This is a genomic window from Massilia sp. P1_C10, assembly GCF_056406475.1.
In genome coordinates this window covers 1-24,998 of sequence record NZ_JBFUAC010000001.1, presented here as the reverse complement: position 1 = coordinate 24,998, position 24,998 = coordinate 1, and the positions used below count along the sequence as shown (strand labels likewise).

At 63.9% G+C, this 24,998-nt stretch carries 28 protein-coding genes and 1 rRNA gene; 11 read left to right on the top strand and 18 right to left on the bottom strand.

Annotated elements, in window-relative coordinates:
- Positions 1-26: 26 nt before the first annotated feature.
- The gene (gene gatB, locus AC1D02_RS00145; RefSeq protein ID WP_477312465.1) at positions 27-1,487 is read left to right on the top strand and encodes an Asp-tRNA(Asn)/Glu-tRNA(Gln) amidotransferase subunit GatB; all 1,461 of its coding nucleotides are present in this window, start codon (positions 27-29) and stop codon (positions 1,485-1,487) included.
- 99 nt (positions 1,488-1,586) lie between these two features.
- Here the strand turns inward: gatB and AC1D02_RS00140 are convergent, their stop codons facing one another.
- The 3 genes from AC1D02_RS00140 to pyrE form a co-directional block, all read right to left on the bottom strand.
- A complete protein-coding gene (locus AC1D02_RS00140; protein WP_477312463.1) occupies positions 1,587-1,949 on the bottom strand; it encodes an HVO_A0114 family putative DNA-binding protein in 363 nt (120 codons plus the stop codon).
- On the bottom strand, positions 1,930-2,322 hold the full coding sequence (locus AC1D02_RS00135) for a toxin-antitoxin system TumE family protein (RefSeq protein WP_477312461.1): 393 nt from the start codon (positions 2,320-2,322) through the stop codon (positions 1,930-1,932). Before AC1D02_RS00135 ends, AC1D02_RS00140 begins: the two co-directional genes overlap by 20 nt.
- A gap of 104 nt (positions 2,323-2,426) precedes the next feature.
- The gene (gene pyrE, locus AC1D02_RS00130; RefSeq protein ID WP_477312459.1) at positions 2,427-3,089 is read right to left on the bottom strand and encodes an orotate phosphoribosyltransferase; all 663 of its coding nucleotides are present in this window, start codon (positions 3,087-3,089) and stop codon (positions 2,427-2,429) included.
- A gap of 87 nt (positions 3,090-3,176) precedes the next feature.
- Between pyrE and AC1D02_RS00125 the strand changes: the two genes are divergently transcribed.
- The 3 genes from AC1D02_RS00125 to AC1D02_RS00115 all read left to right on the top strand — a co-directional run bounded on the left by AC1D02_RS00125 (position 3,177) and on the right by AC1D02_RS00115 (position 4,908).
- Positions 3,177-3,950, top strand: coding sequence for an exodeoxyribonuclease III (locus AC1D02_RS00125; protein ID WP_477312457.1), 774 nt, complete (start codon positions 3,177-3,179; stop codon positions 3,948-3,950).
- Between the two features lie 116 nt (positions 3,951-4,066).
- A complete protein-coding gene (locus AC1D02_RS00120) occupies positions 4,067-4,756 on the top strand; it encodes a DUF433 domain-containing protein (RefSeq protein ID WP_477312455.1) in 690 nt (229 codons plus the stop codon).
- Positions 4,753-4,908: a PIN-like domain-containing protein gene (locus AC1D02_RS00115; RefSeq protein WP_477312453.1), complete on the top strand. Its 156-nt coding sequence runs from the start codon at positions 4,753-4,755 to the stop codon at positions 4,906-4,908. The genes AC1D02_RS00120 and AC1D02_RS00115 overlap by 4 nt, the downstream gene beginning before the upstream one ends.
- Positions 4,909-5,231: 323 nt before the next feature.
- Here AC1D02_RS00115 and AC1D02_RS00110 read toward each other — a convergent pair whose 3' ends face one another.
- The 13 genes from AC1D02_RS00110 to AC1D02_RS00050 form a co-directional block, all read right to left on the bottom strand.
- Positions 5,232-6,143: a pseudouridine synthase gene (locus AC1D02_RS00110; RefSeq protein WP_477312451.1), complete on the bottom strand. Its 912-nt coding sequence runs from the start codon at positions 6,141-6,143 to the stop codon at positions 5,232-5,234.
- 3 nt (positions 6,144-6,146) lie between these two features.
- Complete coding sequence (locus tag AC1D02_RS00105) at positions 6,147-7,028, bottom strand: M48 family metallopeptidase (protein WP_477312449.1); 882 nt, start codon at positions 7,026-7,028, stop codon at positions 6,147-6,149.
- Positions 7,025-8,269 carry an AmpG family muropeptide MFS transporter gene (locus AC1D02_RS00100; RefSeq protein WP_477312447.1) on the bottom strand — a complete coding sequence of 415 codons (1,245 nt, stop codon included), beginning with the start codon at positions 8,267-8,269 and terminating at the stop codon, positions 7,025-7,027. The genes AC1D02_RS00105 and AC1D02_RS00100 overlap by 4 nt, the downstream gene beginning before the upstream one ends.
- A complete protein-coding gene (gene metW / locus AC1D02_RS00095; protein ID WP_477312445.1) occupies positions 8,266-8,880 on the bottom strand; it encodes a methionine biosynthesis protein MetW in 615 nt (204 codons plus the stop codon). The genes AC1D02_RS00100 and metW overlap by 4 nt, the downstream gene beginning before the upstream one ends.
- The gene (gene metX / locus AC1D02_RS00090) at positions 8,877-10,004 is read right to left on the bottom strand and encodes a homoserine O-succinyltransferase MetX (protein WP_477312443.1); all 1,128 of its coding nucleotides are present in this window, start codon (positions 10,002-10,004) and stop codon (positions 8,877-8,879) included. The genes metW and metX overlap by 4 nt, the downstream gene beginning before the upstream one ends.
- Positions 10,005-10,120: 116 nt before the next feature.
- Entirely contained in the window at positions 10,121-11,872 is a 1,752-nt protein-coding gene (ptsP, locus tag AC1D02_RS00085; RefSeq protein ID WP_477312441.1) for a phosphoenolpyruvate--protein phosphotransferase, read from the bottom strand.
- 36 nt (positions 11,873-11,908) lie between these two features.
- Positions 11,909-12,178 (bottom strand): HPr family phosphocarrier protein, encoded by a 270-nt coding sequence (locus tag AC1D02_RS00080; RefSeq protein ID WP_305508202.1) that lies wholly within the window; start codon positions 12,176-12,178, stop codon positions 11,909-11,911.
- A 64-nt stretch (positions 12,179-12,242) separates the two neighbouring features.
- Positions 12,243-12,650, bottom strand: coding sequence for a PTS sugar transporter subunit IIA (locus tag AC1D02_RS00075; RefSeq protein ID WP_477312439.1), 408 nt, complete (start codon positions 12,648-12,650; stop codon positions 12,243-12,245).
- 1 nt (position 12,651) lies between these two features.
- A complete protein-coding gene (gshB, locus tag AC1D02_RS00070; protein ID WP_477312437.1) occupies positions 12,652-13,599 on the bottom strand; it encodes a glutathione synthase in 948 nt (315 codons plus the stop codon).
- A gap of 124 nt (positions 13,600-13,723) precedes the next feature.
- A complete protein-coding gene (gene gshA, locus AC1D02_RS00065; RefSeq protein WP_477312435.1) occupies positions 13,724-15,025 on the bottom strand; it encodes a glutamate--cysteine ligase in 1,302 nt (433 codons plus the stop codon).
- Positions 15,026-15,169: 144 nt separating this feature from the next.
- Positions 15,170-16,726, bottom strand: coding sequence for an ammonium transporter (locus AC1D02_RS00060; protein WP_477312433.1), 1,557 nt, complete (start codon positions 16,724-16,726; stop codon positions 15,170-15,172).
- Positions 16,727-16,737: 11 nt separating this feature from the next.
- On the bottom strand, positions 16,738-17,076 hold the full coding sequence (locus tag AC1D02_RS00055; RefSeq protein WP_304359838.1) for a P-II family nitrogen regulator: 339 nt from the start codon (positions 17,074-17,076) through the stop codon (positions 16,738-16,740).
- Between the two features lie 10 nt (positions 17,077-17,086).
- Positions 17,087-17,830, bottom strand: a complete 744-nt coding sequence (locus AC1D02_RS00050) for a TorF family putative porin (protein ID WP_477312431.1) — start codon at positions 17,828-17,830, stop codon at positions 17,087-17,089.
- 262 nt (positions 17,831-18,092) lie between these two features.
- Here AC1D02_RS00050 and AC1D02_RS00045 point away from each other — a divergent pair, with 262 nt between their 5' ends.
- Positions 18,093-18,350, top strand: coding sequence for an accessory factor UbiK family protein (locus AC1D02_RS00045; protein ID WP_477312429.1), 258 nt, complete (start codon positions 18,093-18,095; stop codon positions 18,348-18,350).
- Positions 18,351-18,422: 72 nt separating this feature from the next.
- Here AC1D02_RS00045 and AC1D02_RS00040 read toward each other — a convergent pair whose 3' ends face one another.
- Positions 18,423-18,785 (bottom strand): translation initiation factor Sui1, encoded by a 363-nt coding sequence (locus tag AC1D02_RS00040; RefSeq protein WP_477312427.1) that lies wholly within the window; start codon positions 18,783-18,785, stop codon positions 18,423-18,425.
- A 157-nt stretch (positions 18,786-18,942) separates the two neighbouring features.
- Here AC1D02_RS00040 and AC1D02_RS00035 point away from each other — a divergent pair, with 157 nt between their 5' ends.
- From AC1D02_RS00035 to AC1D02_RS00010, 6 genes are all read left to right on the top strand, one after another.
- Positions 18,943-20,460, top strand: coding sequence for a YifB family Mg chelatase-like AAA ATPase (locus AC1D02_RS00035; protein WP_477312425.1), 1,518 nt, complete (start codon positions 18,943-18,945; stop codon positions 20,458-20,460).
- A 64-nt stretch (positions 20,461-20,524) separates the two neighbouring features.
- Complete coding sequence (locus tag AC1D02_RS00030) at positions 20,525-21,043, top strand: hypothetical protein (protein WP_477312423.1); 519 nt, start codon at positions 20,525-20,527, stop codon at positions 21,041-21,043.
- A 24-nt stretch (positions 21,044-21,067) separates the two neighbouring features.
- On the top strand, positions 21,068-21,805 hold the full coding sequence (locus tag AC1D02_RS00025) for an ABC transporter ATP-binding protein (protein ID WP_477312421.1): 738 nt from the start codon (positions 21,068-21,070) through the stop codon (positions 21,803-21,805).
- Between the two features lie 47 nt (positions 21,806-21,852).
- Positions 21,853-23,361 (top strand): putative ABC transporter permease subunit, encoded by a 1,509-nt coding sequence (locus AC1D02_RS00020; protein WP_477312419.1) that lies wholly within the window; start codon positions 21,853-21,855, stop codon positions 23,359-23,361.
- Between the two features lie 88 nt (positions 23,362-23,449).
- Entirely contained in the window at positions 23,450-23,794 is a 345-nt protein-coding gene (locus AC1D02_RS00015) for a DUF1840 domain-containing protein (protein WP_477312417.1), read from the top strand.
- Positions 23,794-24,651, top strand: a complete 858-nt coding sequence (locus AC1D02_RS00010) for a lysophospholipase (RefSeq protein ID WP_477312415.1) — start codon at positions 23,794-23,796, stop codon at positions 24,649-24,651. The genes AC1D02_RS00015 and AC1D02_RS00010 overlap by 1 nt, the downstream gene beginning before the upstream one ends.
- Before the next feature lie 65 nt (positions 24,652-24,716).
- Here AC1D02_RS00010 and rrf read toward each other — a convergent pair.
- A 5S ribosomal RNA gene (rrf, locus tag AC1D02_RS00005) occupies positions 24,717-24,829 on the bottom strand.
- Between the last annotated feature and the right edge of the window lie 169 nt (positions 24,830-24,998).

Here is a 24,998-nt window from a genome sequence, read left to right as displayed (position 1 = left end):
CCCGCTAGAGAAGAAGAGAGAACACTATGCAATGGGAAGTCGTCATCGGTCTTGAGAACCACGTCCAGCTCACGACCAATTCGAAAATCTTCAGCGGCAGCTCGATCCAGTTCGGCGCCGAGCCGAACACCCAGGCCAGCCCGGTCGACCTGGCGCTGCCGGGCGTGCTGCCGGTGATGAACAAGGGCGCGGTCGAACGCGCGATCCGCTTCGGCCTGGCCGTCAACGCGAAGATCGCGCCGCAGTCGATTTTCGCGCGCAAGAACTACTTCTACCCCGACCTGCCGAAGGGCTACCAGATCAGCCAGTTCGAAGATCCGGTCGTCATCGGCGGCCAGGTCAGTTTCGGCTTTGAAAAGGACGGCAAGTTCGAGACGCGCACCATCAACCTGACCCGCGCCCACCTCGAGGAAGACGCCGGCAAGTCGCTGCACGAGGACTATCACGGCATGACCGGCATCGACCTCAATCGCGCCGGCACGCCGCTGCTGGAGATCGTGTCCGAGCCGGAGATGCGCAGCGGCGCAGAAGCGGTAGCCTACGCCAAGGCGCTGCATTCGCTGGTGGTGTGGCTTGGTGTCTGCGACGGCAACATGCAGGAAGGCTCGTTCCGCTGCGACGTCAACGTCTCGGTGCGCCCGGTCGGCCAGAAGGAATTCGGCACCCGCTGCGAGATCAAGAACCTCAACTCGTTCCGCTTCATCGAGGAGGCCGTGCAGTACGAAGTGCGGCGCCAGATCGAGCTGATCGAAGACGGCGGCAAGGTCGTGCAGGCCACGCGCCTGTGGGACCCGGACAAAAAGGAAACGCGCTCGATGCGCACCAAGGAAGACGCGCAGGACTACCGCTACTTCCCCGATCCGGACCTGCCGCCGCTCGAGATTTCCGAAGAGTGGATCGCGCGCGTCAAGGCCGACATGCCGGAACTGCCGGCGGCGATGCGCACGCGTTTTGTGAGCGACTACGGCATCCCCGAATACGATTCGCTGATCCTGACCTCGTCGCACCAGCTGGCCGCGTACTTCGAGGCGGTGGTGGCGATCGCCGGCAAGCAGAATGCCAAGGCCGCGGCCAACTGGCTGATGGGCGACGTCGCCTCGACGCTGAACCGCGAGAACGTCGACATCGCCGACTCGCCGGTGGAAGCGTCGCAGCTGGCGCTGCTGCTGGTGCGCATCGCCGACGGCACGATCTCCAACAAGATCGCCAAGGAAGTGTTCGCGGCGATGTGGGAAGCGAAATCGAACGACGAAATGATCGCCGACAGGATCATCGACCAGAAGGGCCTGCGCCAGATCTCGGACAGCGGCGCGCTGGAAGCGATCGTCGACGAAGTGCTGGCGGCGAACGCCAAGTCGGTCGAGCAGTACCGCGCGGGCAAGGAAGCGGCGATCAACGCGCTGATCGGCCAGGCGATGAAAGCGTCGAAGGGCAAGGCCAATCCGGCGCAGTTGACGGAGCTGTTGAAGAAGAAGCTGGCCGGCTAAATCAGCGGCGCTTACCAGAACGGCGACCCGAGGGTCGCCGTTTTCTTTGGCGGGTCAGATTCAAATTGACCATGTCAATTTGACCGCGCGCGAGGCACTTTAGTTCACGTTATATTCAATTGAAACGTGATCGCATGTCGCCACAGGGACGACAATTCCGTCCTTGCGCGTGAGCTTCACGAGCGTGAAGTTCGCCATTGTTTGAAGCGATTCAGCGACTTCGCTGACAGGCTTGCCCATCGCGTGGGCCAACGCATCTACCGATTCCGGCTTCTGCTCACGCAGCACGCGCAGCATGGCCATATTTTCGTCGGAGACGACCCGCGTCGCGTCGCGAATCGAAGGGAACCAAATTTTCGGCTCATCGGGCAGAACCTTGCGCGTACCCGCAACCACTGCCTGCGTCCTCGCATGCATCTCTGGAACGGACGCAATACCGATCTTAATGGACTTGCTCATCATTCACCTCCTTGAGCACCCGCCTTACTTCATTGAGAAAATCGAACCACAATCGATCCGCTCCGCGGTATTCGTAAGGAACTGGAGTCTCGAACCTGCCGCGATGAAAATGATCCCATGCAAGCCGAAGCTTTTCTTTACCCTTGGACGGGACCGGATGCGCATTATCGAATCCGATCAGTCGTTCCCCGCCGGGCGCGTGCAAAGTCAAACTGTACTTGAGTCCAAACGGACGTGCATTACTCAGTCTTACGCGGCGCACCTCAATCCTAGTCCAATAGCCCGAACCTGTTTGACTTTCGATTGTCCCATCCAGTTCCAGCAAATGTGTCAGACCAGGATCTTGGGGCGTCGTGCGCCGTCGTCGCGAGTTCATGCGAAAACATATCAAGCCTCATTATGCTTCGCCATCTAGCCGCTCAACACCAGAACGAATAACTTAAAGATTTAGCAGTAGAAATTATGCGCAATTACGCATATTTAAACGCCGTAGCGCGTCCGGTAGGCCGCCACCGCATCCTTGTGCTGCGCCAGTTGCGGGTCGGCGCCTTCGCGCGACAAATAGCTGAACAAATCGTCCAGGTTACCGATCGAGATGACCGGGATGCCGAACTCGCGGCTCACTTCCTGCACCGCCGAACTGGCCGACAGCGCACCGTCCGTGCCCGAGCGCTCCATCCGGTCCAGCGCGATCAGCACCGCGCAGGGCTCGGCGCCGGCGGCGCGGATCATGTCGACCGATTCGCGCACCGAGGTGCCGGCCGAAATCACGTCGTCGATGATGACGACCTTGCCCTGCAGCTTGGCGCCGACGATGGTGCCGCCTTCGCCATGGTCCTTGGCTTCCTTGCGGTTGAAGGCGAACGAGGTGTTGCGCCCCTTGCCCGCGAGCGCCACCGCGGTGGCCGAGGCCAGCGTGATGCCCTTGTAGGCCGGCCCGAACAGCATGTCGAATTTGACGCCGGAGTCGAGCAGCGTCTGCGCGTAAAACTGCGCCAGCTGGGCCAGCGTGGCGCCTTCGTGGAACAGGCCCGCGTTGAAGAAGTACGGCGACAGGCGCCCCGCCTTGGTGGTGAACTCCCCGAAGCGCAACACTCCCGCCGAGACTGAAAACGCGATAAACTGTTGCCGCAAATTGTCCACGATGACCCCTGTCCGATAAAAAGTGGCTGTATTTTAATCCGGCGCCACCTTCAGCGCACGCGCCCTCCTTCTTTTGCCTCTGGAACCATGCCTAAAATTATCTCCGCCAACCTCAACGGAATCCGTTCCGCCCACAAAAAAGGCTTTTTCAACTGGATGGCGGCGCAGGATGCCGATTTCATCTGCGTGCAGGAGCTGAAGGCGCAGCACGGCGACATGACCGAGGAATTCCTGATGCCGGGCGGCTATCACGGCCATTTCCACTATGCCGAGAAGAAGGGCTACTCCGGCACCGGCGTGTACAGCCGCAGCAAGCCGGACGCCACGCGCATCGGTTTCGGCTGCGCCGAATTCGATGCCGAAGGCCGTTACACCCGCTGCGATTTCGGCAACCTGACGATCATTTCGGTGTACTGCCCGTCCGGCTCGTCGTCGCCGGAGCGCCAGGAAGCCAAGTTTCGTTTCATGGAATCGTTCCTGCCGCACCTGCTGGAACTGAAGGCCGAGGGCCGCGAAGTGGTGATCTGCGGCGACTGGAACATCGCGCACAACGAGATCGACCTGAAGAACTGGAAGGGCAACAAGAAGAACTCCGGCTTCCTGCCGGAAGAGCGCGCGTGGCTGACCCGCATCTTCGACGAAGTCGGTTTCGTCGACGTGCACCGCGGCCTGGACAAGCGCGAAGAGCAGTACACCTGGTGGAGCAACCGCGGGCAGGCATGGGCCAAGAACGTCGGGTGGCGCATCGACTATCATGTCGCAACGCCAGGCATCGCGGCGAAAGCGAAGGCCGTCTCGATTTACAAGGACGAGCGCTTCTCCGATCACGCTCCGCTGATCATCGACTACCACCTCGAGTGAAGCGCGACGAGGTTCCGGCGCCGCTCTGCGTCATCCATTTGACTGCCTCTCGAAACAATGGCACTCTGGTCGAAGGCGCCCGTCCGGGCGCCCGCACCTTGGCCTGAGACCGCCACATGGAAATAATCGGCACTGGCATTTATCCACTCAATCAAGCCGCACGGCTGATCGGGGCTGATCCGCGCGCGTTGCGCCGTTGGGTTATGGGATATTCGCGCCGGTACAAAGATGAACCGGTGCGCTCGCTTCCACTTTGGGAGACCCAACTCAAAAATGAGGGGTTGCCGGGGGATGTCATCGGCTTTCGGGATCTGCTGGAGCTTCGAATGGTTTCCGCGTTTGTTCGTCATGGCGTGGACTTCAAAGTGATTCGCGCCACCGTCGAATCAGCTTCGCGTGATTTCGGCCAAACTTACCCCCTCACGAATAAACAGTTTCTGACGGACGGCAAACGCATATTTCTGCAGGCGGTCGAAGAGGAAACCGGCGAACCAAGGATGATCGATGTCCTGCGCAAGCAATTCGTTTTCTCGGACATCATCAAGCCCTCGCTGTATGCGGGCATTGAATACGGCCAAGACGGAGCCATTCGCTGGTATCCGCTCGGCAAACGCAAAACCATCGTCCTGGACCCGGCACTGCAATTTGGCACACCGGTCGTCGCCAACGCGGGCGTGCCGACCGACACGATCTATGCGTCCTATCTGGCCGAAGGTCGCGACAAAGGGATGGTGGCGCGAATATTCGATTTGACTCCGAATATGGTCAGCGAGGCTGTTGAATTTGAAGAGAGACTTGCCGCTTGAAGTTCTTCTTCGATAACAATTTATCGAAGCATCTGGCGCACGGCATTCGCGAGCTGTCGCGAATCACCCCCGAAGTGGAACAAGTTCTCCATCTTACCGATCGGTTCGCGCGCGATGCCGAGGATATCGCATGGATCGGCGACCTTGCATAGGACGGGCCCTGGTATATCGTTTCCATCGATCGTTTCAGGAAACAACACGGCGCCGAGCGCGAGGCGATCCGAAGAGCTGGCCACCCGGTATTAATCCTTGACGCACAGTGGTCCAAGCACACCTTCTGGCTGCAGTCGGCACGCCTCGCCAAGTGGTGGCCACAGGTGATTGCGCATTCCGCCCTAGTGACTGGAGGCGCATATCGCATTCCTTGGCAACACAGCCCGACGACCAAGCTGCAAGCCATCGCCTTTTAGCGGACGGCGCCGATACGCCGGGGGACTCGGCGTCCCCGTCGCTCCGGCGGACCTGACCCGATTCCCTACAATGCCAGCGTCCGCTGGCTGAAAAATTCGCGCTGCTCGCCGGTCAGCGGATCGGGGAAGGCGATCGAGCGCGCCAGCAGTTGCAGAGGGCGCGTGAAGTCGTCGCCCTTGCACGGCAGCGCGACGGGGTAGAAGGCGTCGTTGACGATCGGCGCGCCCAGCGAGGCCATGTGGACGCGCAGCTGGTGCTTGCGGCCCGTGTGCGGATGCAGGCGGTAGAGCGCCAGCTCTCCCCGCATCTCGATCATCTCGACGATGGTCTCCGAATTCGGTTCGCCCTGCTCTTCCTTCATCAGAAAGAACTGGTCGGCGTCGACCATGCGGCTGCGGTGCAAATGCGGATAGTCCAGCGCCAACGGGGCGGCCAGCGCCTCGTACACTTTTTTCACGCTGCGTTTCTGGAACAGCGACTGGTAGGCGCCGCGCGAGCGCTGGCTGGCCGAGAACACGACGACGCCGGCGGTCTCGCGGTCGAGCCGGTGGATCGGCGTCAGGTCGGGGAGCGCCAGCTTGTCCTTCAGCCGCACCAGCAAGGTCTCGCGCAGGAAGCGGCCGGTCGGCGTCATCGGCAGGAAGTGCGGCTTGTCGACCACCACCAGGTGCTCGTCCTGGAACAGGACCCTTTCCTCGAACGGGATCGGCGTCTCGGCCTCGAGCTCGCGGTAGTACCAGATGCGCGCGCCGGGACGCACGGCGCTGTCGGGCGCCAGCGGCGTGCCGGCGCCGTCGACCACCTGCCCGCGCGCCATGCGGTCGCGCCACGAGGCTTCATCAACCGCGGGGAACTGGTCGACCAGGAATGCCAGCATGCCGTCCCAGCGGCCCTGCGGCAGCCAAAGGTAGCTGGGCGCCACGCCGCGCAGAATCGGCAGCGGCACAAAGGCGTTTTTTTCTGCTTGCCGTCCCATCGCCTAGTTCGGAAGCGCGGTGGTCCGGTATGGCGGCAACTGCGCCACGCTGGTGCTCTTGGAGCGCGCGTACAGCGGCAGCAGCACGTTCATGTGCTCGCTGATCAGTTCTATCCGATTGGCGCCGCTCGGGTGCGTCGACAGGAACGTCAGCGGTTGGCGCTTGTTCAGCGCGGCCATCTTTTTCCACAACACGATGCCCGCGCGCGGATCGAAACCGGCGCGCGATGCCAGGTCGAGACCGATCAGGTCCGCTTCGCGCTCGTCGTCGCGTGAAAACTTCAGCGCTACAACTTGTCCTGCCTGCTGCGCCATTGAGTCCGTCAGACGAGGGTCGATGCCGAAGTAAGCCGCGGCAGCGGCCCCACCCAGCCGCGCGAGAATCTGCGTGCCGGTATTCTTGACCTGACGCGCGCGCCCATGCTCGCGCAGCGCGTGGCTGATTTCGTGGCCCATGATGGCGGCGATTTCATCGTCGGTCAGGTTGAGCGTGTCGAGGATGCCGCTGAAAAAGGCGATGCGGCCGCCCGGCATGCAGAATGCATTGACCTGCTTCGAGCCCAGCAGATTGACTTCCCACTTCCATTTGGCGGCGTCCGGATTCCAGCGCGCGGTGTACGGGATGATGCGCTTGGCGATCGCGCGCAGGCGGATCAGCTGCGGATTGTTGTCGGGCGCGAGCGCATGCTTTTCGTTCGCCTTCGACATCAGCTGCGCATACTGCAGCTGGGACTCGCGTTCGAGCTTTTCTTCCGACGCGAACACGCGGTACGACGGCAGCGGCTTGACCTGGATGCCGTCCTGTACCACCGGGGCCTGCGCGGCGCCGGCGCCGAAGCTGGCGCACAGCGTGGCGGCTAAAACGATCTGCTTGAGTGTCTTCATTGCTTGTTCCATGGTGCGATTTTCGGCAGCATCATCATCGCAGGAATCGCCAGCGCGAAGCACACGATAAAGAATACAAACCAGCCGGTTTGCGCGACGATGAAGCCGGTCATCGAGTTCATGAAGGTGCGCGGAACGGCCGCCAAGCTGGAGAACAATGCGTATTGAGTAGCGGTGTAGCGCGGGTCGGTCGAGCGCGAAATAAAGGCCACCAGCGCGGCCGCGCCCAGCCCGAGGCTGGCAAACGATTCGAAGCCGATCACCGCGGCCAGCAGCAGCGGATTGGGGCCGACGTGCGCAAGCCAGGCGAAGCCGAGGATGGCGAGCGCCTGCAGCGCGCCGAACACCCACAGCGCGCGGTTGATCCCGAGCTTGATCATCCAGATGCCGCCGACCACGCCGCCGGCGAGGCTGGCCCAGAGCCCGGTGGCGTTGGCGGCCAGGCCGATCTGCGTGGTGGAGAAGCCCAGGTCCAGATAGAACTTGGTCGCCAGCGCGGTGGCCATGCTGTCGCCGATCTTGTACAGCAGGACGAACGCAACGATGATCAATGCCTGGCGCCAGCCGTCGCGGGCGATGAATTCCCGGAACGGCATGACGATCGCTTCCTGCATGTTCTTCGGCGGCGCGCCGTACACCTGCGGCTCGGGCGCCAGCAAGGTGCAGACGAAGCCCGGCAGCATGAAGGCGCCGACCACCCAGAACACGCTGGACCACGGCAAGGTGTCGGCCAGGATCAGGCCCAGCGCACTGGGCACCAGGCCGGCGGCCTTGTAGGCGTTGACGATCACCGCGGCGCCGAAGCCCTGCTCGTTGTCGGCCAGGATCTCGCGGCGATACGCATCGATCACGATGTCCTGGCTGGCCGACAGGAAGGTCATCAGGCCGGCGGCGGCCACGATCAGCGGCAGTTGCGTGTGCGGATCGAGCATGCCCATCGAGCCGATCACGCCGAACAGCGCCAGCTGGGTCAGCGCCATCCAGCCCCGGCGCCGGCCCAGCCGTCCGACGCTGAAGCGGTCCATGAACGGCGCCCACAGGAACTTGAAGGTGTACGGGAAGCCGACCAGCGCGAACAGGCCGAGCGCCTTGATGTCGACGCCGGACTTGGCGAGCCAGGCCTGCATCAGGTAGATCAAGGTGAACAGCGGCAGGCCGGAACTGAAGCCGAGGAACAGCACCGCCAGCATGCGCGTGCTGAGCAAGCTGCGCCAGCTTGGCGAGGCCGGCACGGCGGTCATGGACGGGCCTTCTTCCGCAGCCGGAATACCGCCAGGCTGCCGCGCAGGTTCGGCATCACCGAGACCACGCGCCCGCCCTCGGCAAGCGCCACGCGCTCGAGCACCTCGAGGCCGCATTCGGCGGCCAGTTCCTCGAAATCGAAGATGGTTGCGCAGCGCACGTTGGGCGTGTCGAACCACTGGTACGGCAGCGACTTCGACACCGGCATGCGCCCGCGCGCCAGCGCGACGCGGTGCGGCCAGTAGGCGAAGTTGGGGAAGGAAACGATGGCCTCGGCGCCGACCCGCACGATGTCGCGCAGCAGCGGCTCGACGTGCTGCATCATCTGCAGCGACTGCAGACACAGGACGGTGTCGAAGGAGTTATTCCCGAACAGGCCGAGGCCCTTTTCCATGTCCTGCTGGATCACGTTGACGCCGCGCTGCGCGCTTTCCAGCAGCTTGTCGTCGGCGATCTCGATGCCATAGCCGGTGCAGGCCTTGTCGGTCTGCAGGTAGCTCATCATGGCGCCGTCGCCGCAGCCCACGTCCAGCACGTGCGCGCCGGGACGCACCCAGTGCGCGATGAAGGCCAGGTCGGGCCGCTCGATGCTCAGTTCCTGGAAATTCATGCGCGCTCCGTTGCAGTGGTGTCGATCTGGCTCCAGATTTTCTGGTACCAGGCGCCGACCATGTTCATGTAGCGCGGGTCTTCCAGCAGGAAGGCGTCGTGGCCGTGCGGCGCGTCGATCTCGGCGTAGGTCACCTTGCGGCGGTTGTCGACCAGTGCGCGCACGATTTCGCGCGAGCGCTCGGGCGAAAAGCGCCAGTCGGTGGTGAACGAGGCGAGGAAGAACTCGGCCTTCGTGCCTTCCAGCGCGCGCGTCAGGTCGCCATTGAACGGCCGCGCCGGGTCGAAGTAGTCGAGCGCCTTGGTGATCAGGAGGTAGGTGTTGGCGTCGAAGTACTCGGAGAACTTGTCGCCCTGGTAGCGCAGGTAGGACTCGATCTCGAAGTCGATGCCGAAGTCGAATTTGTAATCGTTGTTTTCGGCGGCGTTGCGCAGCTTGCGGCCAAATTTTTCGGCCATGTCGTCGTCCGAAAGATAGGTGATGTGCCCGACCATGCGCGCGACCCGCAGGCCATTCTTCGGCACCACCCCGTGCTCGTAGAAGTCGCCGCCGCGATAATCCGGATCGGACAGGATGGCCTGGCGCGCGACGTCGTTGAAGGCGATGTTTTGGGCGGTCAGCTTGGGCGTCGACGCGATCACGACGCAGTTGCGCAGGCGGTCCGGATACATCATCGACCAGGCCAGCGCCTGCATGCCGCCGAGCGAGCCTCCCATCACCGCGGCGAACTGCGCGATGCCCAGCTTGTCGGCAAGGCGCGCCTGCGCCGCGACCCAGTCCTCCACCGTCACCACCGGGAACGCGGCGCCGTACGGCTTGCCGGTGGCGGGGTTGGTGTGCATCGGGCCGGTCGAGCCGAAACACGAACCGAGGTTGTTCACGCCGATGACGAAGAAGCGGTTCGTGTCGAGCGGCTTGCCCGGGCCGACCATGTTGTCCCACCAGCCGACCTTCTTCGGGTCGTCCGCGTAAACGCCGGCGACGTGGTGCGAGGCGTTCAACGCGTGGCACACCAGCACCGCGTTCGATTTGTCCGCGTTGAGGGTGCCGTAGGTTTCGTACATCAGCGTGTAGTCGGCCAGCTGCGCGCCGCTTTGCAGGGGCAGCGGGTCGGCGAAATGCATCGCTTGCGGGGACACTATTCCAATGGATGCCATGAGACTCGCAATAAATTAAAGGTGGGCAGACGTCCGGGCAACCGGGGTCAGACCCTGAAAAAACAAAACCGGGGTCTGACCCCTCAAATAATATGTAGCTGTTCGACGGCTTCGGCGATTGCCGCGGGCTCCATCGAGCGCAGGATCTTGCGCGCCTGCGGCGTGATGGTGGTCAGGTCGGCGCCGAGGATCTCCTGCTTCACCGACAGCAGCTGGGCCGGGTGCATCGAGAACTCGCGCAGGCCCATCCCCAGCAGCAGACGCGTGAGCTTGACGTCGCCGGCCATCTCGCCGCACACCGCGACGTCGATGCCGGCCTTCCTGCCGGCCGCGATGGTCATGGCAATCAGCTGCAGCACGGCCGGATGCAGCGGGTTGTACAAATGCGCCACTTCGTAGTCGACGCGGTCGATCGCCAGCGTGTACTGGATCAGGTCATTGGTGCCGATGGACAGGAAGTCCATGCGCTTGACGAACATCGGCAGCGCCAGCGCGGCGGCCGGGATCTCGATCATCGCGCCGACCGGAATCGATTCGTCGAACTTCTGGCCGGCTTCGCGCAGCTGCGCCTTGGCCTGCTCGATCATCGCCAGCGACTGGTCGATCTCGAACGCGTGCGCCAGCATCGGGATCAGCAGCTTCACCTTTCCGTGCGCCGAGGCGCGCAGAATCGCGCGCAGCTGGGTCAGGAACAGCTGCGGCTCGGCCAGGCAGTAGCGGATCGCGCGCAGGCCCAGCGCCGGATTCAACGCGGTGTGCTCGGTCGGGTCGAGCGGCTTGTCGGCGCCGATGTCGAGCGTGCGAATGGTGACCGGGCGGCCCTTCATCGCCATGACGGCCTTCTTGTACTGCTCGAACTGCTCGTCCTCGCTCGGCATCAGGTGGCCGTGCCCTGCCCGGCCCATGAACAGGAACTCCGAGCGGAACAGGCCGACGCCGGCGGCGCCCGCTTCGAGCGCGACGTGGCAGTCTTCCGGCAGCTCGATGTTCGCCTCGAGCAGAATGGACGTGCCGTCGCGCGTGACGGCCGGCGTCTTCTTCAGCTTGAGCAGCTTCTTGCGCGCCTTGAGCAGCGCGGCCTGGCGCGCTCGGTACTGCTCGAGCACCAGCGGGCTCGGATTGGCGATCACCACGCCGGCGTCGCCGTCGATGATGACCCAGTCGTCCTGCTCGATCAGCTGCGAGGCCTGCGACATGCCGACCGCCGCCGGGATGTCCAGGCTGCGCGCGACGATCGCGGTGTGCGAGTTCTGGCCGCCGACGTCGGTGACGAAGCCGATGAAGGAGCGGTCGCGGAACTGCAGCATGTCGGCAGGCGAAATGTCGTGCGCGACGACGATCATCTGCGGCTGGTATTCGTCGTTCGGCAGGCGCACCGGCGCCAGCTGGGCGGTCCCCATCAGCACCTTGAGCACGCGCTCGGCGACCTGCTGGATGTCGGCCTTGCGCTCGCGCAGGTACTCGTCCTCGATCTCGTCGAACTGCGCCGACAGCTCGTCGATCTGCGTCACCAGCGCCCATTCGGCGTTGTAGTGGCGGGTGCGGATGATGTCGAGCGGCGCTTCCGAGATCATCGGGTCGGACAGGATCAGCGCGTGGACGTCGATGAAGGCGCCCAGTTCGGTCGGCGCGTCGCGCGGCAGGTCGGTCCACAGCGCCTGCAGCCCGCGGTGGACTTCGGCGATGGCGTCCTGCAGGCGTTTGACTTCGGCTTCGAGCTGCTCCTCGGCGACCAGGTAGTGCTTGACGTCGAGCGCGGCCGGCGTCAACAGGTGCGCGCGGCCGATCGAAATGCCGCGCGATACCGGAATGCCGTGTAGCGTGAACGATGCCATCGATGGTCCTTGGGGGAAGCGCGGGCTGTACGCCATTTACTCGCCTTCGCCGAACTTGTCGCCGATCAGGGCAGTCAGTGCGGTGATGGCGTCGCCTTCGTCGGCGCCGTCGGCTTCGAGAGTCACCTTGGCGCCCTTGCCGGCGGCGAGCATCATCACGCCCATGATGGATTTGGCATTGATGCGGCGGCCGTTACGGGTGAGCCAGATCTCGCTTTGGTATTTTGCTGCGAGCTGGGTGAACTTGGCGGAGGCGCGCGCGTGCAAACCCAGCTTGTTGATGATTTCCAGTTCTTGTTGAATCATGTTTTTATCGTCTTTATCACACAGCGCCACATTGGAAGGCCACTCGGCCCTCCCCAAAAAAATTCTATTCCCCGCCCAGCCGTTTCCGGTTGTCGACCCGCACCGCGCCGCTCTGCGCGCCGGCCAGCGCCATCTCCACCACCACGTCGAGATTGTCGCGGCGGTAGGTGATCGCGCGCAGCAGCATCGGCATGCTGATGCCGGCGATGACTTCGACGTGGCCGGGAACGGCCAGCGAATTGCAGCAGTTCGACGGCGTGCCGCCCTTGATGTCGGTGATGACCAGCACGCCGCTGCCGTCGTCGATGCGCGCGATCGCCGCGCGCGCCAGGGCGTTCACCTGCGCGGTGTCCTGGTCGGCGGTGACGTCGATCGCCTCGAAGCGCTCGGTCACGCCGTGAAACACGTGCGCCACCGCGGCGATGAACGCCTGTCCCAGCGGTGCGTGGGTCAACAGCAGAATGCCTACCATGTCATTTGTCCGATACCTTGCGCTCGACGGCGTCGATGAACATCGCCGCGACGTCGAACCCGGTCTGGTCGAAGATCTCCTGGAAGCAGGTGGGGCTGGTGACGTTCACCTCGGTCAGGAAATCGCCGATCACGTCTAATCCTACCAGCAACAGGCCGCGCGCGGCCAGCGTCGGGCCGATGGCTTCGGCGATCTCGCGGTCGCGCGCCGAAATCGGCTGGGCGCGGCCCATGCCGCCGGCGGCCAGGTTGCCGCGCACTTCGCCGGCCTGCGGGATGCGCGCCAGCGCGAACGGCACCGGCTTGCCGTCGATGACCAGCACACGCTTGTCGCCGTGGACGATGGCGGGGATGTACTTCTGCGCCATGATCGTGCGGGTGCCAAGCTCGGTCAGCATCTCGACCACCGAGCCGAGATTCATGCCGTCGTCCTTGATGCGGAAGATGCCGGCGCCGCCCATGCCGTCGAGCGGCTTGAAGATCACATCGCCATGTTCGGCGTGGAAGGCGCGCAGGCGCGCCTCGTCGGACGTCACCAGGGTCGGCGAGGTGAAGTGCGAGAACTGCGCAATCGACAGCTTCTCGTTGTGGGCGCGGATCGCCGACGGCTTGTTGAAGATGCGCGCGCCCTGGGCTTCGGCCAGGTCGAGCAGCTGCGTCAGGTAGACGTACTCCATGTCGAACGGCGGGTCCTTGCGCTCGATGATGGCGTCGAACTCGGACAGGCGCATCGATTGCTGGCGCTCGACGCGGTACCACTCGTCGGCCTCGCCGGTCAGCGTGATGTGGGCGACGTAGGCGCTGACGATGCCTTCTTCGAGCGCCATGTCGCGCTGTTCGAACGCGTACAGGGTGTGCCCGCGCTTCGCCGCTTCGCGCATCATGGCGAAGGTGGAGTCCTTGTAGATCTTGAAGCCGGACAGCGGATCGGCGAGAAATGCGATTTTCATGGGCTTTCCATTAAGGCTAATGCATCGATTTTAGCTGGAAATGCCGATTGCCGCCGTGGGGCGGTGGTACGCCGCCCGCGCCGACAAAGGCGGGGTCAGGTCCGGCGGACCTGACCCCAGCTTCTTAGTACACCTCGGGGTTGGGATCGGTGCGCTCCATCTCGAGCGAGGCGGCCAGCAATCCCAGTCGCGCCACCACGCCGTAGACGTAGAAGCGGTTCGGCGCCGCGGTACCCGGCTTGGCCTTCAGGTCCGGCACGGCGTGCTGCTGCGCGAACGCCAGCGGCACGAACTGCGAGCCCGGGGCGTTCAGGTTCTGGTCGACGCCGCGCTCGGCGTGGATGCGGTAGAAGCCGCCCACCACGTAGCGGTCGATCATGTACACCACCGGCTCGGCCACCGCGTCCTTCATGGTCTCGAAGGTCGGCACGCCTTCCTGGATGATCACGTCCGACACCTGCACGCCGTCCTTGATCACCGACATGCGCGCGCGCTGGTTGCGGCTCAGGTCTTTCAGCTCGTTGGCGTCCTTGACGGTCAGGATGCCCATGCCATAGGTGCCGGCGTCCGGCTTGACGATGACGAAGGGCTTCTGATCCTTGATGCCGTATTCCTTGTACTTCTTGCGGATCTTGGCCAGCAAGGTGCTGACGTTGTCGGACAGGCACTCGAGGCCGTTCTCGTCGTCGAAGTTGACTTCGCCGCACTTGGCGTGGAAAGGATTGACCAGCCACGGATCGACGTCGATCAGCTTGCCGAACTTCTTGGCCACTTCGTCGTAGATGGCCAGGTGGTTGCTCTTGCGGCGGATCGCCCAGCCGGCGTGCACCGGCGGCAGCAGCGACTGCTCGTGGATGTTCTGCAGGATCGCGGGAATGCCGGCCGACAGGTCGTTGTTGAGCAGGATGGTGCACGGGTCGAAATCGATCAGCCCGACGCGCCGCCCGTTAGGCGAGCGCACCAGCGGCTCGATCACCAGCATGTTGCCATCAGGCAGCGCCAGCGGGGTCGGCTGGGTAATGTCGGGATTGAGCGTGCCGAGGCGCACGTGCAGGCCGGTCTGGCGGAAAATCTGCATCAGGCGCGCGATATTCTGCAGGTAGTGCGGATTGCGCGTGTGGGTCTCCGGGATCAAGAGCAGGTTGCGCGCATCCGGGCAGTATTTGTCGATCGCGGCCATCGCGGCCTGCACCGACAGCGGCAGCATCTCAGTGGCAAGATTGTTAAATCCACCAGGGAACAGATTGGTGTCCACCGGCGCCAGCTTGTAGCCGGCGTTGCGCAGGTCGACCGAGCAGTAGAACGGCGGGGTGTGCTCCTGCCATTCCATGCGGAACCAGCGCTCGATGGCCGGGGTGGCGGCCAGGATTTTCTTTTCTAGGTCGAGCAGCGGGCCGGTCAGGGCCGTGACGAGGTGGGGAACCATGTAGCGTGTCCTTCAGAACTTCTATGTATTGTAGAAACCGTAAATCGGGGCGAAACCGGCAATTTAAAGGACACCAATGCAAAAAGCGCCCCGCAAGGAGGCGCCGGACGGCCCGCTCGCGCGGACCGGGTCGAGTCGGGAAGGTCAGGCGTGGTAAGCGGACTCGCCGTGGCTCGTAATGTCGAGCCCTTCCCGTTCTTCTTCTTCCGGTACGCGCAGGCCGACCACCAGGTCCACCAGCTTGTAGGCGATCAGGGAGACCACCGCCGACCAGATGATGGTGGTGCCGATGGCTTGCGCCTGGATCCACACTTGCGAACCGATCGAATAGGCATCGGCCGACATCTTGTTGGTGGTGTAGTCGAAAATCCCCTGGCCGCCCAGTTGAGGCGACGCGAACACGCCGGTCAGCAAGGCGCCGAGGATACCGCCGACGCCGTGCACGCCGAACACATCCAGCGAATCGTCGGCGCCGATCATGCGCTTCAAGCCATTCACGCCCCACAGGCAGATGATACCAGCGAGCAGGCCAATGACCAAGGCGCCCATCGGGCCCACGTAGCCGCAGGCCGGGGTGATCGCCACCAGGCCGGCCACCGCGCCGGAGGCGCCGCCCAGCATCGACGGTTTGCCCTTGGTGACCCATTCGCCGAATACCCACGAGACGGTGGCGCAGGCGGTGGCCAGCAGGGTGTTGATGAAGGCCAGCGCGGCGACGTCGCCCGCTTCCAGCGCCGAGCCGGCGTTGAAGCCGAACCAGCCGACCCACAGCATCGAGGCGCCGATCATGGTCATCGTCAGCGAGTGCGGGGCCATCGATTCGCGGCCGTAGCCGACGCGCTTGCCAATCATGAAGGCGCCGACCAGGCCGGCGACGGCGGCGTTGATGTGGACCACGGTGCCGCCGGCAAAGTCGAGCGCGCCCTTCTGCCACAGCCAGCCCGCCTTGGCCGTTTCGGTGGCCAGGGTGGCGGCGTCCTTGATTGCGTCAGGACCGGTCCAGAACCAGACCATGTGGGCGACCGGCAGGTAGCCGAAGGTGAACCACAGCACGATGAACAGCAGCACCGCGGTGAACTTGGCGCGCTCGGCGAAGGCGCCGACGATCAGGCCGCAGGTAATCGCGGCGAAGGTGCCCTGGAAGGCGACGTAGATGAACTCGGGAATCACGACGCCTTTGCTGAAGGTCGCGGCAGTCGAGAACGTGGCCTTGGCCGGATCCCAAATGCCCGACAGCAGCGCGCGGTCGAACTTGCCGATGAAGGGGCTGCCTTCGGTGAACGCGAGCGAGTAGCCGTAGATACACCAGAGCACGATGATGACGGCAAAAATCATGAACACCTGCAGCAGCACCGACAGCATGTTCTTGGCGCGCACCAGGCCGCCGTAGAACAGGGCCAGGCCGGGGATCGTCATCATGATCACCAGCACCGTGGCGATGAACATCCAGGCAACGTCGCCCTTGTTCGCGGTGGGCGCGGCGGGAGCGGCAGGCGCCGGCGCTGGAACGGCAGCGGCGACGGGCGCGGCGGAGGGTGCGGCGGCGGGCGCGTCCACGGCGCCTGGGGCGCTCACCGGCACGGTGGTGACGGCGCTGGACGCGGCCGGCTTCGGCGCCTCCTGGGCGCTGGCGCTGAAGGCGCCGCACAGGGCGACCGCGACGGCGATCCCGGACAGCCACTTGGCGATATTCTTATTCATCTGGATTCCCCTTAAAGTGCTTCGTTGCCGGTCTCGCCGGTACGAATGCGGACGACCTGTTCCAGGTTGTACACGAAGATTTTCCCGTCGCCGATTTTGCCGGTACGGGCTGCTTTTTCAATCGCTTCGATGGCCTGGTCGACGATGGCGTCGTCGACCGCCGCCTCGATCTTGGTTTTCGGCAGGAAATCGACCACATACTCGGCGCCGCGATACAGCTCGGTGTGGCCTTTCTGGCGGCCGAAGCCCTTGACTTCGGTGACGGTGATGCCCTGCACGTTGATCGCGGACAGCGCCTCGCGCACCTCGTCCAGCTTGAACGGTTTGATGATGGCGGTGATCAGTTTCATGACGGCTCGCTTAGAAGGTTTTGGACACGGACAACACGGCGCCGGTCTTGCCGAGGTTCTTTCCTGCTGGGCTGAAATAGGCGTCGGTGTTGGCGTAGACCGCCGCCAGCGACACGCTGCAGATGCCGAAGTCCTTGGTCACGCCGACCTTGTAGTCGGTGTAGGAGGCGGCATTATTGTTTTTTACCTTCTGGTGGCCGGCGTGCAGGTTCAGCACCAGGCCGGTGGCGATGTCGATGTTGGCGCCGATGTCCAGGTAGCCGCTGTTCTTGCTGTTGGCGAAGCCGAACAGGTTCGTGGTCGAGTGCGAATACTTGATGTAGCCGGGGCCGTAGCCGAGCTGGCCGTAGACTTCGAAGGTGTTGGCGCTCGGCGACAGCTTGTTCGACGGGTAGAAGTAGTAGAGGCCGCCGACGTCGTAGCTGATGCCGGGCGCGATCTCGCCCTTCTTGCCGCCGTAGATGTCCCACTCGATGTTGCCGTCGCCGCCGCCGTCCTTGACCCAGTGAATGGTCGACGCCCAGGTGCCGAGGTAGAAGCCGGTCGGATTGTTGACGTAGTCGGCGCCGCCTTGCAGGGCCGGCTTCAGGCGCGACTGGGAAATGCCGCGATAACGGTAGTCGGTCGTGACGGCCGCGTTGAAGCTGACCTCATTGTCGGGCTTGGCGTCCTCCGCGCGCGCGGTCGAAGCGAGGGACGACAGGGCAAGAGCGATCGCTGCGGCAAGTTTCAACTGGCTTTTCAGGTTTTTCATGGCGATTCCCTTATGGTTTGAACGAACGATGCGGATGCGGATTACAATCTGGCGTTGAGAAGCTCTACGGATTCATTAGCAGATTGCATGCCAGCCAAAATTCGCCCCGCGCTGCTTGTTTTTTCGCCCTTGCGTCCCAATTTTGTAGTTAATTAACGAAAACTTTTGTGCACCGCACGATCGACGTCGCAGTGCGCACCGAATCAATGCGAAAGATGCACCAATTTGGTGCATCTGGGTGCGCCGACCATAAGGAACCGACATGGACATGAACAGCTTCTTCAACGACTTGCAGGGCAAGATCCACAATGCGATCGAAAACTCGCCGGCCAAGGACATCGAAAAGAACGTCAAGGCGATGATGACGCAGGGTTTCTCCAAGCTCGACCTGGTCACGCGCGAGGAATTCGACATCCAGGCGCAGGTGCTGGCCAAGACGCGCGCCAAGCTCGAGGCACTGGAACTGCGCATGGCGGAACTGGAAGGCAAGGCGACGCCGGATCCGACGCCGCCGAAGTAATTCTGACGGGTCGCGGATCAACACCTTGGGGTCCGGTCCGCCGGACCTGACCCAAGCCCTTGTCCGCGCGGCCTATGCGCCGTCGCGTTTCGGTTGGTACCCCTGCTTCGACAGCCACTCCATCACCAGCGCGCAGTGATCGCCCTGCACTTCGATCACGCCGTCCTTGACGGTGCCGCCCGAGCCGCACGCGGTGCGCAACTGCTTCCCCAGCACCGCCAGCGCCATCGCATCAAGCGCGACGCCCTTGACCACCGTGACGCATTTTCCGCCGCGCCCTTTGGTCTGGCGCGACACGCGCACCTGGCCGTCGCCCACGATCGGCGCGGCCTGCCCTCCCTTGCACACACACTCGGCGAGCGCGCGCCGGCACTCCGGGCACATGCGCCCGCTCTCGGTCGAATAAACCAGGCCGCTCGATTTGCCGCTATTCATGGACTCCCTCTGCTTTGATCATGTCAGTGCGACATGATAGCTTCGGCCCGTCGTTCCTGGCGCGGTTTGCAAGCCAGCGCACGATTGGCCGCCCTCAATAAGGCACATCCAGAGTCAGTCATGATCGACTGGTCCCCGCTCTCGCCAAAAACTTCCCATGAGCCTTGCCGTATTGCGTAGCCGCGCACTGGCCGGCATGGAAGCGCCGCCCGTCAGCGTCGAAGTGCACCTGGCGAACGGCCTCCCCAGCTTCGCCATCGTCGGCCTTCCCGACACCGAAGTGCGCGAGTCGAAGGACCGCGTGCGCGCCGCCTTGCTCAACGCCGGCTTCGAATTCCCGCACCGGCACATCACCGTCAACCTGGCGCCGGCAGATCTTCCGAAAGAATCGGGCCGCTTCGACCTGCCGATCGCACTCGGCATCCTGGCTGCATCACGCCAGATTCCGAGTCGAGAACTGGACCAGTACGAGTTCGCCGGCGAGCTTTCCTTATCCGGCGAGCTGCGGCCAATCCGCGGCGCGCTGGCGATGACGTTTGCAATGCATCGCCACCCCGGCCACGCAGCCCGCGCCTTCATCCTGCCGATGGCCAACGGCGACGAAGCGGCGCTGGTGGGCGACGCCGTCATCTATCCGGCCCAAACGCTGCTGCAGGTCTGCGCGCATCTGAACGCCGGGGATCCCGCCACGCGCCTGGCGCGCCATCGCAACAACAGCGCCTCCAGCGCGCCCGCCTATCCCGACCTGTCCGACGTGAAGGGCCAGCAGCACGCCAAGCGCGCGCTGGAAGTGGCGGCCGCCGGCAACCACAGCCTGCTGATGGTGGGTCCGCCCGGCGCCGGCAAGACCATGCTGGCGTCGCGCTTCGTCGGCCTGTTGCCGCCGATGACGGATGAAGAGGCGCTTGAATCGGCGGCCGTGCAATCGCTCACGCGCGGCTTCAGCGCGTCCAGCTGGAAGGTGCGGCCGTTTCGCAGCCCGCATCACACCACCTCGGGGGTCGCGCTGGTTGGAGGCGGCACGATGCCGCGGCCCGGCGAAATCTCGCTGGCGCACTGCGGCGTGCTGTTCCTCGACGAGCTGCCGGAGTTCGACCGGCGCGTGCTCGAGGTGCTGCGCCAGCCTATGGAGTCGGGCGCCGTGACGATCTCGCGCGCCGCGCACCAGGCCGACTTCCCCGCGCGCTTCCAGCTGCTCGCGGCGATGAATCCCTGCCCATGCGGCTTCCACGGCCACGCATCGGGCAAATGCCGCTGCACGACCGACGCCATCGCGCGTTACCAGGACCGCATCTCCGGCCCCCTCCTCGACCGCATCGACATGCAGATCGAAGTGGCCGCGATGGCGCCAACAGCGCTGGCGGAAGAGGCCACCGGCGAGCCCACTGCGGCGATCGCGCTGCGCGTCGAGCATGCATTTCTTCTGCAGCTGCAGCGCCAGGACAAGTCGAACCAGCGCCTGACCACGCGCGAGATCGACCGCCACTGCAAGCTCGATGCGGCCGGCGACAAGCTGCTGCGCGAGACCATGCTGCAGTGGCACTGGTCGGCGCGCGCCTATCACCGCGTGCTGAAAGTGGCGCGCACCATCGCCGACCTGGCCGGGACCGAGCGCATCGCACGCGCGCATGTGGCCGAGGCGATCCAGTACCGGCGCAGCCTGCGCGAACGATGAGGTGGCGCCGCCATGCGCGCACTGATACTATCTGCGCATGCGCAAATCCTTGATCAAATCGGCAATGTTTACATTGCTCGCGAGCGCCGCTCTCGCGGCCTGCAGTCCCACCTACAACTGGCGCGACTACATCAGCCCGGACGCGCCCTACCGCGTGATGTTTCCGGATAAGCCGTCGGTCCACAAACGCACGATCGACATCGGCGGCATGCAGGTCGAGATGACGATGACCGCGGTCGACGTCGAAGGCGCGATGTACGCTGTCGGCAGCGCGCAGGCGCCCGACGCGGCCAAGGCACAGGCGGCGCTGACGTCGATGAAGACGGCGCTGGTAAACAACATCGGCGCCACCGTGACCAGGGAGAAGGCGTCGGCGGCGGCTTCGATGCGCGGCAGCAGCGGCACCCAATCGGCGGCGCTCGATATCGAGGCCACCGGCATGCGGAACGGCGCGCCGATGAAGCTGATCGGCCATTTCGAATCGCGCGACAAGCGCTTCTACCAGGTGATCGTCATGGGCAAGGAAGGCCAGATCCCGCGCGAGCCCGCCGACCAGTTCATCTCGTCGTTCAAGCTGCTGTGACATCTACCCTTCAAGGAATCGCCGATGAACAATGACGCCCCCGCAGCCCTTCGGCTCAGCGGCCTGTGCAAGAATTTCGGCCGGCCCGCGGTCGACCAACTCGACCTGACCGTCCATCAGGGCGAACTGTATGCGCTACTGGGGCCTAACGGCGCCGGCAAGACCACCACGCTACGCATGGTCGCGGGCCTGCTGGCGCCGGACGCGGGCAGCGTCGAGGTGCTGGGCATCGACCTCGCCATCGACCCGGCGGCCGCGAAGCAGCGCATGGCCTACCTGCCGGACGATCCGATGTTGTACGGGAAGCTGAAGCCCACCGAGTACCTGGAATTCGTCGCCGGCCTGTGGGGCATCGCCGCAGCCGACGCCGAGCCGCGCGCGCGCCGTCTGCTCGACTGGCTCGACCTGACCAAGCACGCGCACGAACTGACCGAGGGCTTCTCGCGCGGGATGAAGCAGAAGCTCGCGCTGGCCGGCGCCCTGATCCACGAGCCGCAGTTGCTGATTCTCGACGAGCCGCTCACCGGCCTCGATGCCGCGGCCGCGCGCCAGGTCAAGGACCTGCTGCTCGACCACGTGCGCGGCGGCGGCACCGTCGTGCTGACCACGCACATCCTGGAAGTGGCGGAGCGCCTGGCGCAACGCATCGGCATCATCGAGCACGGGCGCCTGATCGCGCAGGGAACGCTGGACGAACTGCGCGCGCGCACCGACGGCGGCACGCTCGAAGACGTCTTCCTGCAGCTGACGGGGCAGCCTTGAGCGCGCGTCCCGGCAGTTCGCTCTGGCTGTTGAAGCATGAAGTGCGGATGTTCTTCTACAACCTGAACGACAAGGTGTCGAAGGGTCCCGCAAAACGCGGCATGGGCAAGAGCACCATCGCCATCCTCATTCTGGCGAGCCTGGCGATTCACGCCCTCGCCTACAAGCTGCTGTCTGATGCGTCCGATGCCGATGCGCGGGTGCTGGCGATGCTGCCTGTCGTCGCTACTGCCGTTCTCGCCATCTTGTTCAGCTTGATGCTCTCGGGCGCATTGACCGCGAGCGTGAAGGCATTGTTCGAACGCGGCGACCTCGATTTGCTGCTCTCGTCGCCGCTGCCGACGCGCAGCATTTTCGTCGTGCGGCTGGCCGGCATCACCATCGGCGTGGCCGCACTGTACCTGTTCCTGCTGGCGCCTTTCGCCAATGCGGGCCTGGTGCTCGGCCAGTTCCGCTGGCTGACCATCTATCCGGTGGTGCTTGGGATTGCATCGGTGGCCGCGTCGGTGTCGATGCTCCTGACCTTGGGCCTGGTGCGCCTGATCGGCGTGCGCCGCACGCGCACCGTGGCGCAGGTGCTGGGCGCGGTCGCGGGCGCATTCATCTTCCTCGCTACGCAAGCCCAGTCGCTGCTGGGCGTCGGAGGCCGGGGCAAGCTGGCTTCCTGGATCGGCCCAATGTTCGCGCCCGGCGCCGCGCTCGGTCCGGACAGCATCGCGTGGCTGCCAGGACGCGCGGTCCTCGGCGCGCCGCTCTCGCTGCTTGCGTTGTCCTTGGTGGCCATCGCGGCGTTCGGATTTACCGCGGCCTTCACGCATCGCTTCTTCGTGCACGGCCTGCAGCAGGCAGTGAGCTTGGTGCGGGCGGCGAAAGCGCCGGCTGGCGGATTGCGCTTCCGGTTCGATCGCAGCCTGGCGCACGCGGTCATCGCCAAGGAATGGCGGTTGATCGCGCGCGACCCGCAACTGATTTCGCAAGTGCTGCTGCAATTGCTCTACCTGCTGCCGGCAGGGTTGATGGTCTTCAGGTCGAACCAGGTGTGGGCCGGCATTGGCTCGGCGCTGACCTTTCTCTGCGCGTCGCTGACCGCCTCGCTGACCTGGATCATCGTCTCCGCGGAGGAGGCGCCGGACCTGCTGAACGCGGCGCCGTGCAAATCGGCCACGATCCGGCGTGCCAAGCTGGCCGCCGTCACGCTGCCGGCGCCGCTGATCGTCGCGCTGCCGCTGATATGGATGGCGACGCGCGCGCCGGTCGCCGCGCTGCTGGTAGCGACGGCTGTGCTTGCAGCTGTGGCCAGTTCGGCACAGATTGCCATATGGTGCGGCCGTCCCGCGAAGCGCGGGGATTTCAAACGGCGCGGCCACGCCAACGCGATCGGCAACCTCATTGAATTGCTGAGCGCGGCATCATGGACAGGGATCGCGTATATCCTGCTCGCCATGGTCACGGGACAGGCCATTCCGGATTTCTTCGCCATCCTCCTCGGCGGCCTGTGCGCCGGCGCCCTGCTCGCTCTGCTGTTCGGCTGGATGCGGCGCGAACGGCTTGCTTGAAGAGGGAGCCGCGCGCACGCGTGCGGCATGACTGCGAGCGCAACTCGTGTTATCGTTTCGACATTGCAGCGCACCTTAGAAAGCACCTATGTTAATTACGTTTACCTCCAAAGCAGCAGCTGAAGTGACCATGTACAAGGAGCACGCCAAGCGCATCCTCGATTTGCTCGGCAAGGAAGTCGATCGCGGCGTGATCACCGCGGCCGAGGCGCCGCGCGCGGTGGATGTGCTGGAGAAGGAAATTGCCGAGACGCGCCTGCACACGGCGTCCGACGACGTCCAGCGCGACATCCACGCGCACCATGGCGAAGTCGGCGACGACACCGATCACGAAGGCATGGAAGTGGTCAGTTTCGCGACCCGCGCCTATCCTCTGCTGGAAATGCTGCGCGCAGCCAAGGCCGGCGGATACGACGTCCTCTGGGGCGTGTAATGCCACAACTGGTGGCGCTCCAGAGCCACCAAGTCAGTGCCGCCGACGGCACGTTGCTGCACGTAACCGACTACCTCCTGCCTGCCGCGCAGGCGCGCGGGAGCGTCGTCATCATGCACGGCCTTGGCGAGCACAGCGGCCGATACCAGCATGTGGCCGGCTTCTTCAACGAGTGCGGCCTGTCGGTGCGCTGTTACGATCACCGCGGACATGGACGTTCCCAGGGCCGACGCGGCGACGTCATCTACGGCGATCCGATGCTGCTGGATGCCGAAATCCTCATCGACGATTTTTCCGCGCGCTTTTCCGAGCCGCCCTTCCTGTTCGGCCACAGCATGGGCGGCCTGTTCGCGGCCCGGCTCGCGCTGGCCAGGCTGTCACCGTTGCGCGGATTGATCCTGTCGTCGCCCGCCCTCGCAGTGACGCTGTCTCCATTTCAATACCGGATGTTGAAAGTGATGTCGGCGCTGGCGCCATCGCTCGGCGTGCCGAACGGGGTATCGCCAGGCTTCTTGTCGCACGACCCGAAAGTCGTCGCGGCCTACAACGCCGATCCGCTGGTGCATCACCGCATCAGCGCGCGCCTGCTGCGTTCGATGCTGTCGTCAGTCGAGTATTGTCACTTGCATGCGGACGCGCTGTCGACGCCGACCCTGATGCTGGTGTCGGGTGACGACCGCGTGGTCGATGTCGAAGGGAGCCGGCGCTTTTTCCTGCGCGTGCCGCCGGGGATGGCGATCATGCGCGAATTTCCCGGCCTGTATCACGAAATTCTCAATGAACCCAATGCCCAGCAAGTGTTCGACGATGTGAAGCAATGGCTCGAACCGCTGCTTGCCGTCCGCAAGCAGCACTGAGCGTGCAGATTCAACAGACGAAAAAAAACCCAAGCATCTCTGCTTGGGTTTCTTCTTTATAACTAGCCTGACGATAACCTACTTTCACACTGGTTGCAGCACTATCATCGGCGTAAGCTCGTTTCACGGTCCTGTTCGGGATGGGAAGGGGTGGTACCGAGTTACTATGGTCATCAGGCATAACTTGTACAGGTCTTGCTCCCGACGGGGCAGCAATTCCTTGAATCTGGAAGAAGTAAGTTTTGAATTACATGGGTAATGAGTATGAATCAGAACAATCAACAGCGCCGTTCTTCTTATCTCTGTACCTGTTAAGGTTATAGGGACAAGCCGTACGGGCAATTAGT

Excerpts from the sequence above, each read along its gene's own strand:
- AC1D02_RS00120 (WP_477312455.1), top strand. The coding sequence starts at position 4,067 with ATGGAAATAATCGGCACTGGCATTTATCCACTCAATCAAGCCGCACGG.
- AC1D02_RS00105 (WP_477312449.1), bottom strand. The coding sequence starts at position 7,028 with ATGAAGACACTCAAGCAGATCGTTTTAGCCGCCACGCTGTGCGCCAGC.
- AC1D02_RS00060 (WP_477312433.1), bottom strand. The coding sequence starts at position 16,726 with ATGAATAAGAATATCGCCAAGTGGCTGTCCGGGATCGCCGTCGCGGTC.
- AC1D02_RS00075 (WP_477312439.1), bottom strand. The coding sequence starts at position 12,650 with ATGGTAGGCATTCTGCTGTTGACCCACGCACCGCTGGGACAGGCGTTC.
- AC1D02_RS00125 (WP_477312457.1), top strand. The coding sequence starts at position 3,177 with ATGCCTAAAATTATCTCCGCCAACCTCAACGGAATCCGTTCCGCCCAC.
- gshA (WP_477312435.1), bottom strand. The coding sequence starts at position 15,025 with ATGGTTCCCCACCTCGTCACGGCCCTGACCGGCCCGCTGCTCGACCTA.
- AC1D02_RS00025 (WP_477312421.1), top strand. The coding sequence starts at position 21,068 with ATGAACAATGACGCCCCCGCAGCCCTTCGGCTCAGCGGCCTGTGCAAG.
- ptsP (WP_477312441.1), bottom strand. The coding sequence starts at position 11,872 with ATGGCATCGTTCACGCTACACGGCATTCCGGTATCGCGCGGCATTTCG.
- gatB (WP_477312465.1), top strand. The coding sequence starts at position 27 with ATGCAATGGGAAGTCGTCATCGGTCTTGAGAACCACGTCCAGCTCACG.
- metX (WP_477312443.1), bottom strand. The coding sequence starts at position 10,004 with ATGCATTTCGCCGACCCGCTGCCCCTGCAAAGCGGCGCGCAGCTGGCC.
- AC1D02_RS00140 (WP_477312463.1), bottom strand. The coding sequence starts at position 1,949 with ATGATGAGCAAGTCCATTAAGATCGGTATTGCGTCCGTTCCAGAGATG.
- AC1D02_RS00045 (WP_477312429.1), top strand. The coding sequence starts at position 18,093 with ATGGACATGAACAGCTTCTTCAACGACTTGCAGGGCAAGATCCACAAT.
- AC1D02_RS00110 (WP_477312451.1), bottom strand. The coding sequence starts at position 6,143 with ATGGGACGGCAAGCAGAAAAAAACGCCTTTGTGCCGCTGCCGATTCTG.
- metW (WP_477312445.1), bottom strand. The coding sequence starts at position 8,880 with ATGAATTTCCAGGAACTGAGCATCGAGCGGCCCGACCTGGCCTTCATC.
- AC1D02_RS00010 (WP_477312415.1), top strand. The coding sequence starts at position 23,794 with ATGCCACAACTGGTGGCGCTCCAGAGCCACCAAGTCAGTGCCGCCGAC.
- AC1D02_RS00040 (WP_477312427.1), bottom strand. The coding sequence starts at position 18,785 with ATGAATAGCGGCAAATCGAGCGGCCTGGTTTATTCGACCGAGAGCGGG.
- AC1D02_RS00055 (WP_304359838.1), bottom strand. The coding sequence starts at position 17,076 with ATGAAACTGATCACCGCCATCATCAAACCGTTCAAGCTGGACGAGGTG.
- AC1D02_RS00015 (WP_477312417.1), top strand. The coding sequence starts at position 23,450 with ATGTTAATTACGTTTACCTCCAAAGCAGCAGCTGAAGTGACCATGTAC.
- AC1D02_RS00135 (WP_477312461.1), bottom strand. The coding sequence starts at position 2,322 with ATGAACTCGCGACGACGGCGCACGACGCCCCAAGATCCTGGTCTGACA.
- AC1D02_RS00080 (WP_305508202.1), bottom strand. The coding sequence starts at position 12,178 with ATGATTCAACAAGAACTGGAAATCATCAACAAGCTGGGTTTGCACGCG.
- AC1D02_RS00030 (WP_477312423.1), top strand. The coding sequence starts at position 20,525 with ATGTTTACATTGCTCGCGAGCGCCGCTCTCGCGGCCTGCAGTCCCACC.
- AC1D02_RS00020 (WP_477312419.1), top strand. The coding sequence starts at position 21,853 with ATGTTCTTCTACAACCTGAACGACAAGGTGTCGAAGGGTCCCGCAAAA.
- AC1D02_RS00050 (WP_477312431.1), bottom strand. The coding sequence starts at position 17,830 with ATGAAAAACCTGAAAAGCCAGTTGAAACTTGCCGCAGCGATCGCTCTT.
- AC1D02_RS00100 (WP_477312447.1), bottom strand. The coding sequence starts at position 8,269 with ATGACCGCCGTGCCGGCCTCGCCAAGCTGGCGCAGCTTGCTCAGCACG.
- gshB (WP_477312437.1), bottom strand. The coding sequence starts at position 13,599 with ATGAAAATCGCATTTCTCGCCGATCCGCTGTCCGGCTTCAAGATCTAC.
- AC1D02_RS00035 (WP_477312425.1), top strand. The coding sequence starts at position 18,943 with ATGAGCCTTGCCGTATTGCGTAGCCGCGCACTGGCCGGCATGGAAGCG.